Source organism: Shewanella sp. (genome assembly GCF_051658185.1).
In the GTDB taxonomy this organism is placed as follows: Bacteria; Pseudomonadota; Gammaproteobacteria; order Enterobacterales; family Shewanellaceae; genus Shewanella.
On the sequence record NZ_JBOFMC010000072.1, the window covers coordinates 1 to 9,225 of the forward strand.

10 protein-coding genes are annotated in these 9,225 nt (G+C 50.7%); 6 read left to right on the forward strand and 4 right to left on the reverse strand.

Annotation, left to right across the window (positions count from 1 at the left end; all coding sequences use genetic code 11):
• A partial coding sequence (locus ACRCZA_RS03270) for an Lrp/AsnC ligand binding domain-containing protein (protein WP_438673057.1) occupies window positions 1–209 on the forward strand: 209 nt, incomplete at its 5' end.
• Between the two features lie 213 nt (window positions 210–422).
• On the opposite strand, the gene nrfD is transcribed toward ACRCZA_RS03270, so the two are convergent.
• The 4 genes from nrfD to ACRCZA_RS03290 form a co-directional block, all read right to left on the reverse strand.
• Window positions 423–1,364 carry a cytochrome c nitrite reductase subunit NrfD gene (nrfD, locus tag ACRCZA_RS03275; protein WP_438673058.1) on the reverse strand — a complete coding sequence of 314 codons (942 nt, stop codon included), beginning with the start codon at window positions 1,362–1,364 and terminating at the stop codon, window positions 423–425.
• Window positions 1,361–2,047, reverse strand: coding sequence for a 4Fe-4S dicluster domain-containing protein (locus tag ACRCZA_RS03280; RefSeq protein ID WP_438673059.1), 687 nt, complete (start codon window positions 2,045–2,047; stop codon window positions 1,361–1,363). Before ACRCZA_RS03280 ends, nrfD begins: the two co-directional genes overlap by 4 nt.
• A 4-nt stretch (window positions 2,048–2,051) precedes the next feature.
• On the reverse strand, window positions 2,052–2,516 hold the full coding sequence (locus ACRCZA_RS03285) for a nitrite reductase (protein ID WP_438673060.1): 465 nt from the start codon (window positions 2,514–2,516) through the stop codon (window positions 2,052–2,054).
• A gap of 78 nt (window positions 2,517–2,594) precedes the next feature.
• Window positions 2,595–3,068 (reverse strand): hypothetical protein, encoded by a 474-nt coding sequence (locus ACRCZA_RS03290; RefSeq protein ID WP_438673061.1) that lies wholly within the window; start codon window positions 3,066–3,068, stop codon window positions 2,595–2,597.
• 411 nt (window positions 3,069–3,479) lie between these two features.
• Between ACRCZA_RS03290 and ACRCZA_RS03295 the strand changes: the two genes are divergently transcribed.
• The 5 genes from ACRCZA_RS03295 to ACRCZA_RS03315 all read left to right on the forward strand — a co-directional run.
• Window positions 3,480–4,448, forward strand: coding sequence for a LysR substrate-binding domain-containing protein (locus tag ACRCZA_RS03295; RefSeq protein ID WP_438673062.1), 969 nt, complete (start codon window positions 3,480–3,482; stop codon window positions 4,446–4,448).
• A gap of 172 nt (window positions 4,449–4,620) precedes the next feature.
• Window positions 4,621–6,342 (forward strand): 2-succinyl-5-enolpyruvyl-6-hydroxy-3-cyclohexene-1-carboxylic-acid synthase, encoded by a 1,722-nt coding sequence (gene menD / locus ACRCZA_RS03300; protein ID WP_438673063.1) that lies wholly within the window; start codon window positions 4,621–4,623, stop codon window positions 6,340–6,342.
• Entirely contained in the window at window positions 6,342–7,139 is a 798-nt protein-coding gene (menH, locus tag ACRCZA_RS03305; RefSeq protein ID WP_438673064.1) for a 2-succinyl-6-hydroxy-2,4-cyclohexadiene-1-carboxylate synthase, read from the forward strand. The genes menD and menH overlap by 1 nt, the downstream gene beginning before the upstream one ends.
• Before the next feature lie 41 nt (window positions 7,140–7,180).
• Window positions 7,181–8,236, forward strand: coding sequence for an o-succinylbenzoate synthase (menC, locus tag ACRCZA_RS03310; protein ID WP_438673066.1), 1,056 nt, complete (start codon window positions 7,181–7,183; stop codon window positions 8,234–8,236).
• 7 nt (window positions 8,237–8,243) lie between these two features.
• Window positions 8,244–9,225, forward strand: a 982-nt coding sequence (locus tag ACRCZA_RS03315; RefSeq protein ID WP_438673065.1) for an AMP-binding protein, incomplete at its 3' end; no start/stop codon positions are given.

Sequence of the window (9,225 nt, forward strand, 5' to 3'; positions counted from 1 at the left end):
AGGTGATCACCTGCCGCGGCATTTCTGGCGAAATGGATTTACTGGTGTATGTCCATGCCCCGTCAATGCGTCGGTTACATGAGATCCGCGAATATATCGATACCCATACCGATATCATCAAAATCAAAACCCATGTGGTAATGAGTGAATGGATCAATAACTTAGGGGAATCACCCTCGCCCACCTCTAGGGAGAAAGGCCACCCCTAAATAAAAAAGGTGGCAAAGCCCAAGTGGAGGCAGGGCAAAATGACTCACTCCCAACATTGGCATCCTAGCCCAGCGACCTCCCTGTTACGGCGGACCATGACAAGCAACTTAACCCCATCCTCAACTTAGCTAGGGCGAGAGAGGTCTTGCTCGCAGCGCTTTCTTTGATACTGTTTTTCATGGCTCACCGATACGGCTCATACCTTAGGACCTTTACGCAATGGTCATCTGCCCGGTATAGAGAATAAAGTGGCGCAGCAGGATCACCCCAAGCAAGCTCAAGCAAGCGGTGCCCGCCACATAAGCCCATTTGCGCTTCGAGGTGGCTGTCATAAACAGGTTCATCGCCAAGGGACCGGATAGCCCAAGACCCATAATCCCCAGCCAGAATACCCAGCCCCAGAAGCCGAAGCCGATGGCATTGAAGGCCGCGAGCTTACTTTGCCCACCGGTGAGCACTAAGCCCATGAAGAAGGTAAAAATCAGGACGATTTCAATCAAAATCAGCGGAATTTCTACCTTATGGATAAAGTGTACTTCCTTCGCATCCGGATTGGCATTGAGCAGCACGCCCCCAAGGAGTGCCGAGGCAGCTCCCGAGGACAGCCCCGAGGCCAAAAACAACAAGGGCAACACCGGATTTTTGAGCATCGGATAACCGGGCAGCGCTGACAACAGAAACCCGGTATACGCTCCAAGTGCGAGGGAGAATATCACCAGTAACCCGGTAATCGTTGCCTCAAAGCGAGCTAAAACCGCGGTTAACTTAAGGACGATAGGCAGGCGCGTCTCACACCAAGCATCAATGGGTTTACGAAATACCAAGCCGATCCACATAAACATAAATACTTGGTAAATCAATAAAATCAGCACGCCCATCGACATCACGGAGCTGGGGTTGTAAAACACCAAGATCTTCCAGAAATCCAAAGGCTTGGTCAAATCAACCACCAAGATCCCCAGGCCTGCCATCACGGCCACGGGCGCGACAATGCAAGCGGCCTGCACAAATCCTGATTGGTAGGCGTTATGCTTGAGCACCACATGCTTGAGTAGCACCGCAAAAAACATGGCACCCGCTGATGCGCCTGCTAAAAACAGGTAAATCGCGATTGGCCAATGCCACACTAACGTATCAAAATGAAATGCACTCATAATGTCATCTCCCCGGTTTTAGCCACAATGTGGAACAACTTAGGGCGAGTACCCAAATCGACCTTGGCACGCTGAGTCGGATGAGAACGCAGCACTTGCACCAGCTCAGAGCTCGGATCCTGTAAATTGCCAAACACTAACGCCTTTGTTGGACAAGCCTCGACACAGGCGGGCTGCTTGCCTTGAGCCAAATGAGTTTCACGGCAAAAATCACACTTATCGGCGGCGCGGGTCTGCGGGTTAATAAAGCGCACCTGATAAGGGCAAGCCGCAATACAATATTGACAGCCCACACATTTCCACGCGTCCACGGCCACAATGCCCGTCTCTTTATCAATAAATGCCGCCCCGGTTGGGCATACATTGACACAGGGCGCATCTTCGCAGTGCTGGCAAGATTTGCGGCTGAAATGATAATACTGCTGCGGATATTCGCCATAGGGGCCGGTTTGTTCAATCTTGAGGCGGGATACACCGTCAGGTACCTGATTGACCTCACGACAAGCCACATCACAGGCATTGCAGCCAATGCATTTGGTTTCATCGTGGATCAGCGCATATTTCACCTCTGCTTTAGCTTTCGCCTCACCCGAAGCATTAACGGTCGCCAACAAGGCCGCACCCGAGGCACCAGCTAACAGGGCACATGTCCCCTTAAGAAATCTTCTTTTTGAATGTTCCATAAGCTTATTCCTGCAGTTCGATGTGGCAATTGCGGCACAGCTGACTGCGAACTTGAGGAGTCATATCCGCCATCGGCTCAACGGCACTGTGTAATTTATGACAGCCAGCACACAACACCTTTTCAGCGTGGACATTATGCGTCCAATCCGCTTCGCTCAGTTGCTCTGCCGTATGGCAGCTCATACAGGCCGCGAGCTGCAGCGCAGGCTCCGTCGCAGCTTGCATACCAAAGAGTACGAGATCATTAGGCTTACGCGGGTGTGAGCCCTTCTCACCGTGACAACTCGAGCAGCTCATGTTCATGGCATCTTGGCCGTGATGCCCTAACATTTGACCATTACGCTTGTGACACTTCATACACGCATCATGATTAATCTGGTTGACTGGCTCTGCACTACTTGCAGCAAAACTCAACAATAATGCCGCGCAGCCTAAGCGAAATGACCACAGCCATTGTCCTGTAGACATAGGAAATCCTCATCATTATCTATTGGGGAAGGCAGGGGGGAGTCAGGGTTCAGACAGTGCCGAACCCGACGGTCACAATTAGACGGCTAACGCTTGCTTGATACTTTGAGGGTCCCACTGCTTATGCTGATTCATTTCAATAAAACCAATATTGAATTTGCCAAATAGTTTTTTCAGTGGTGAGTTATTCTGTTTACCTGCATCACTGATCACCATTTTGACTTCAGATGAGTCATGGTCGATCAACACGTAGTCCAGCCGGCATTCATGATTTAAGTTCGCATCATGTAAGTCCATATCAAATACCGTATCTAATGGGACATTACAGCAAACGTCATACTTCCCTTCGACAACGGTTTTAAGTGACTTAAAAAAGCTAAAACTTTGTTTATCTTCAAATACCGGTTTGAGTTTCATTTCATGGTGTGCGTCTTCATGATCTGCTCTAAAAAACTTAATGCAGGTCATGACAAACATAACAAACACAAAAGGTACGGCAACGAATAGTACAAAGTACATAAACGCATAGCTGAGAATGACTGAAGTATTCATACACGCCTCCAAAAACAAATTTATATTTTTATATTCTCCTTTAAAGCAACATCAGTATTATGGTTAATCACCTTAATTTTTTTGATCCACATCACACTTGTAATTATCTACTTAAGCAAAAACAAGGCATTAAGACAATGAGCACATTATCACTTCACGAAAATGTAAAATGCACACACTGGTAAAAATTAATGCAAATACTAAAATTCAGCTTTAGCAATATTAGAATGTGAAATTTTGAAAATTCAAATACCAGGTATTTTACATATAAAAAACCCCAAAATGCCTATTATTTTGAAAATAGACAAAGATCAAAGCAAAACCTTAATGTATGCTTAATATTACATTGGTACCTAATAGCAAAACAGATCCGTAAAATACCGCAATTAGTCAAATTAAGGAATATTAAAAATGCATATTAACAACATGGATGACCTCGATATTCTGAGTTTGAAAATACTGGTTTCATTATATGAGAATAAATCAGCGACCTTCGTCGCTAAGACTCTCGACATTCCCGCCCCCAAAATTAGTCGGAGCCTCAAAAATCTACGGGAGATTTTTGGCGATGAATTATTTATTCGGCGTAAATATGGCTTATTCCCAAATGAGTTTGCCTCTTATTTATATCCTATCGCGAAAGAAACCATTACCTGCGCAGCCAAATTCCAACGGGCACAGGCCACCAAAACCAGTCAGACAAAAACCCATATCGAAATTGCCGCCCCTGGATTTATTGCTCACGCCTTTCCAAAGGCCTTAATGCAAGCGATTAAAGAAGAACAAAAACAAATTGAGATCAACGTAACGCCTTGGTCAAAGCACACGATGCAGGACATTATCAGTGGTGAGACGACCCTCGGCATATGCTGCAACCGCGTAGGCAATGGGATTGCCGAAAACGCAGACAAACTGCAAACCACACCACTGCAACGTATTAATAAGGTTTACCTTATTGCCAGCAAGAATCACCCCATTTTTAAACAAGAGATCACCCTCGAAAGTATTGCCCAGTATCCCTTTATCAATACCAACCTTGGGAACTCCAGCACCAGACCCAGTCCCTACCAAGAATTTTGCGCCCAAAATGGCATCAATCTGCATACTGAAATTACCCTCTCCAGTATTTCAAGTTTGTTTGAATACTTAAGCGAAAGCCAAACCATCTCGCTGCTGCCCTATCGGGTTATTCATGAACTGGCGAGCGACATCCCTGAATTGCATACCTGCCAATTATCCCAATTAGAAACCGAGCGCCTGCATTCCCATGTCGAGGCACCAACGATTTTGCTGATCCAAAAAAATCAGCTTAAGCCTATGAGTGATGATTTAGTTTGGGTCAGCCAACAGATTAAAAAAATTATCGAGAATATTATTTAACGTTGGCCACGCACGTACGACATGCTCATTGGGCGCTAAGCCTTGCCCATAGCAAAGCCTGCGTACATGAAAGATAAGAGCGCCCCAAGCCCTAAGATTTGTTAACCCAAGCATACATCTTAAGGCGTAAACACGTTACACTAAGCCTATCTTTATCTTGATAGATCCTGCTATGCGGACCGAAAATACAGCCACAATCAATCTTATTTGGGGTGCACTGCTCCTTGAGGAATTGGCCCGTCTTGGAGTGCAACATGTTTGCATGGCACCCGGCTCACGCTCAACCCCATTAACGCTGGCCGCGGCTCAGCAAACCAAGCTACAGCGCCACATGCATTTTGATGAACGCGGCCTAGGCTTTATGGCCTTGGGCCTTGCTAAAGCAAGCGCAGCACCCGTGGCGATTATTACCACCTCGGGCACGGCGGTAGCCAATTTATATCCGGCAATCGTGGAAGCTTGGCTCACCCATGTTCCCTTAATCCTATTAACAGGTGATCGCCCTCCAGAATTACTCGATTGCGGTGCCAATCAGGCAATAGTGCAACCCGGGATCTTCGCTAACTACGCCAAGCAAGTGAATTTACCCACCCCCGATAGCCATATTGCGCCCCAAGCATTACTGACCACCTTAGATGAAGCGCTGGCCAATCAAACTCGCCCCGTGCACATCAACTGCATGTACCGCGAGCCTTTATACCCCAGCGAGCTAAATGGAGCGCTCCTCAGCCCTGAGTCGGCGTATCTTAAGCCAGTACAGGCATGGTTAGCGCACTCAAAGCCCTATACCCAATATGGTCAATGCTCCGCCGAGAGCTTCCCCAGTGAAGATGCGATTATGCGCTTTGTCCACGGCAAAGGGGTGATAGTGGCGGGCACGCTAACGCCAGAACAAGACCCAGAACAGCTGATTGCCCTGTCGCAAAAACTCGGCTGGCCTTTGCTGACCGATGCGCAATCCCAGCTTAGGCAACACCCCGGCGCCATTGGCAATATTGATCAACTGCTGCAGCACCCTAAGGCACGCAATTTGCTGCAAGAAGCCGATCGGGTCCTGTTATTGGGTGGCCGCCTGCTGTCTAAACGACTTATCAGTTACTTAGCAGAGCAACACTGGCACAGTTACTGGCAAGTATTACCCGAGCACGGCCGGCTCGATCCCAGCCATAATGCCAAACAGATTTGGCACGCCAGCGCCGCCCAATTTGCCGCATTAAACTGGTATCGCTCCTCCTCGGCCAATTGGGCTAACACCTTAGTCACTTATAACGATGAGTTGCACCAATTATTTACTCGCAATATCGATCATGGGGAATTTGGTGAAGCACAGGTCGTGCGGGCCATCGCGAGCACTCGCCCCGGGCAGCAACAGCTGTTTATCGGTAACAGTCTGCCCATCCGTTTATACGATATGTATGCGCCAGTCAGTTGTGATAGCGCCATCACCTATACTAACCGCGGCGCATCGGGGATTGACGGCCTGTTGGCCACCGCTTGCGGCCTTGCCGCCCACGCTGGTAAACCCACGACCTTAGTCATCGGCGATTTATCTCAATTGCATGATCTCAACTCCCTCGCTATCGCGCGGCAGCTGGCTAGCCCCTTAGTGATCGTGATCCTCAATAACGATGGCGGCAACATTTTCAATCTGCTACCTGTGCCCAATGAACGGGTGCGCAGCGATTATTACCGCCTAAGCCATGGATTAGAATTTGGTTATGCCGCCGCCATGTTTAATCTGCCCTATCAGCAGGTCGATAATTTGGCAGATTTTCAGGCAAGCTACCATGAAGCACTCGATGCACAGGGTGCCACTGTGATTGAAGTCAATGTCAGCCAGCACCAAGCCAGCGACCAAATTGCTGCCATTAGCCTGTGGGTAAAACAAAGCTAATGCCGACCCTAGCCCGTTACGGTGACAGCAAGCTACCCGCCTTAGTGCTGCTCCACGGATTTTTAGGCTCGAAGGCCGATTGGTTACCGCTGCTGCCAAGCCTGAGCCAGCAGTTTCACTGCGTGTGCCTCGATTTACCGGGTCACGGCGAGCATCAGCCCGCCCTGAGCGCCGTTAACTTAGCGGCGGGGTTTGACTTTTGCGTGCAGGATATTCTGTCGCGGCTCGATAGGTTGGGGCTGGGTACGTTCCATCTTTACGGGTACTCTCTTGGAGGGCGTATTGCGCTACATCTGGCCAAAGCCCATCCAGAGCGCCTACGCAGCCTGCTGCTCGAATCCTGTCATCCCGGGTTAACGAGCGCTCAGGAACGCAGCGCTCGCGCCGAGCAAGATGCCCAGTGGGCCGAGCGCCTCGTTACGCTCAGTAGTCAGGACTTTTTAACCCTGTGGTACCAACAGGCGGTGTTTGCAGACATGCGCCCAGAGCAAAGGCGGCGCACCATTGCCATGCGGGCGAACATGCTCGATAGCCATCCGAAAGCCACCCTTACGGCAATCTATTTAGCAACCTCGCTCTCCGCCCAGGAGCCGCTGTGGGATGTGCCCGCCAGCCTTGCCTGCCCATGCCATTTTTTTGCGGGGCAGCAGGATGCCAAATTCCATACCCTTGCCAAAGAATGGCAATTACAAGCGCCCCTACAGGTACACCAGATTGCGGGTGCGGGTCATAACATCCACCAAAGCGCCCCCGCGGCCTTGATGGCAAAGTTATTGCCATTATTAACGGCCAGTTGAGGGAGCAACTCCTAATGTCGAGGCAAGCCATGCACCATGCTATGCGGTTAACATCCCTCAGCTTGTATCAATATCGCCTCCCCCTGGAGGTATTACTGCCCGTGGGTAAACAACGTATCGATCAGCGCGCGGGCTTAGTCCTGCAAGCATGCGCCCAAGGCGAGGGCACAAGCCCAGACTCGACCAAGATGTGCTGCGTTGATATCGCCCCCCTCTCGGGTATCGATATTGACCAGCAACCATTGAGCGGATTTAGCCGCGAACGTCTCGATGACGTCCAGCAGACGCTGCAATCCCTATTGCCAAAGCTACACAATCAACCTATTGATCTACTGCTAGAATACGCCGAAGCGAGCCCTTACCCCTCCATCGCCTTTGGCTTAAGCCTATTGCACGCCAAGCTCAGCGGTAAACTCGATGGGGTGCGCCCAGTCACCACCACTGTGCCGTTAATTTATCAGCCAACAGATGCGCCAAAGGCAGCGCTTGAGGCTAAGATCGCCGCCTTGCCCATGGATACCCGCGCCGTCAAAGTAAAAGTGGCCCAAACCTCAATAGCAGAAGAACTGAGGCTGATCTATGGGATTATCAACCAGCGCCCCCACCTCAAACTGCGCCTCGACGCTAATCGTGGGTTTACCTTAGCGCAAGCGCTCGATTTTGCCGCCTGCCTACCCTTAGATGCCATTGAATACATTGAAGAGCCCTGCCAACACCCTCAGGATAATCTTGCGCTGTATCAGGCGATTGCGCTGCCCTACGCCCTCGATGAGACGCTCAACGACTCAAGCTATCAATTTGTCATGCAAGCGGGACTTACGGCACTGGTGTGCAAACCGATGTTGCTCGGCAGTATCGAAAAACTCGAGCAGCTCATTAATACCGCCCACAGTTACGGGGTGCGCTGCATCTTAAGCTCCAGCCTTGAAAGCAGCCTAGGTATCAATGATTTGGCGTGTTTAGCCGCCATTCTCACCCCCGATGAAATCCCCGGGCTCGATACGCTTAGTGCCTTTAGCCAAGATGTCATCGTCTCATCCGGCAAACCCCAATGCCTCACACTCAAGCAACTTGAGTGTGTCGCCAGCACTTTGTAGGAACGCTATGTCTGCGCCCCACACCATACTCTCGCCGCTGCACTGCGCGGCGGCCACATTCCCCAAGCAAACGGCCATAAAGCAGCGCGGCCAGCACATCAGTTATGCTGATCTTAGCCACACTGTCATCGCCTTGGGGCATCAACTCCGCGCCGCGGGTGTCAACCAAGGGCAAGCTCTCGCCTGCATCAGCAGTAATAATCTGCAGATGATCTGCCTCTATTGGGCCTGTGTTGATATTGGGGCGATCTTTTTCCCTATCTCGCCTCGCTTTCCCATCAGCCAGATCCAAGGCCTTATCGACAGTCACCGCATCGTTTTTTATTGGCGCGAGCCCAGCGACCAAGCTGACAAAAACCTTGTCCATTGCCAAGCCCTTAACGTGGCGCTTGACCCCATCTTCGCCGGCATCGGCGCGCCGACAAACGCCCAGCGGCTGAGTCCGCCACGCTGTGACATGGCGCGGCCCTGCAACGCGATCTTAACCTCAGGCTCCAGTGGCAGCCCGAAAGCGGCGGTGCATTGCCTTGCTGGCCACATTGCCAATGCCCAAGGCGCACGCACTGTCATCGACTTGGCCCAAGGGGATAGCTGGTTACTGTCATTGCCACTGTTTCATATCGGTGGGCTTGCCATCCTTAATCGCTGCGCCTTAGTTGCGGCCACGGTGGTGTTGCCCGATGCAGCATTCACCTTGGCGGAGCAGATCCCCCAAGATCAGATAACCCATCTCTCCCTCGTCCCCGCGCAACTGCTGAAATTGCTCCACGATCAAGCCACCGACCTTAGCAGCATCAAAGCCTTACTGCTGGGTGGCGGCGCGATCCCGCAGGACTTGCTCAACCAACTTAAGCAACGCCGCATTGCCAGTTTTACCAGCTACGGCATGACCGAAATGGGCTCACAGATCACCACCGGCCCAGCGTTAAGCGATGGGAGCAGCGGTAAATTGTTACCAAATCGCGAGCTTAACATTGTCGATGGGGTGA

Bases quoted from the DNA above. Each gene is read 5' to 3' on its own strand.
- ACRCZA_RS03280 (WP_438673059.1), bottom strand. From the start codon at position 2,047: ATGGAACATTCAAAAAGAAGATTTCTTAAGGGGACATGTGCCCTGTTA.
- nrfD (WP_438673058.1), bottom strand. From the start codon at position 1,364: ATGAGTGCATTTCATTTTGATACGTTAGTGTGGCATTGGCCAATCGCG.
- ACRCZA_RS03285 (WP_438673060.1), bottom strand. From the start codon at position 2,516: ATGTCTACAGGACAATGGCTGTGGTCATTTCGCTTAGGCTGCGCGGCA.
- ACRCZA_RS03295 (WP_438673062.1), top strand. From the start codon at position 3,480: ATGCATATTAACAACATGGATGACCTCGATATTCTGAGTTTGAAAATA.
- menC (WP_438673066.1), top strand. From the start codon at position 7,181: ATGCGGTTAACATCCCTCAGCTTGTATCAATATCGCCTCCCCCTGGAG.
- ACRCZA_RS03290 (WP_438673061.1), bottom strand. From the start codon at position 3,068: ATGAATACTTCAGTCATTCTCAGCTATGCGTTTATGTACTTTGTACTA.
- menH (WP_438673064.1), top strand. From the start codon at position 6,342: ATGCCGACCCTAGCCCGTTACGGTGACAGCAAGCTACCCGCCTTAGTG.
- menD (WP_438673063.1), top strand. From the start codon at position 4,621: ATGCGGACCGAAAATACAGCCACAATCAATCTTATTTGGGGTGCACTG.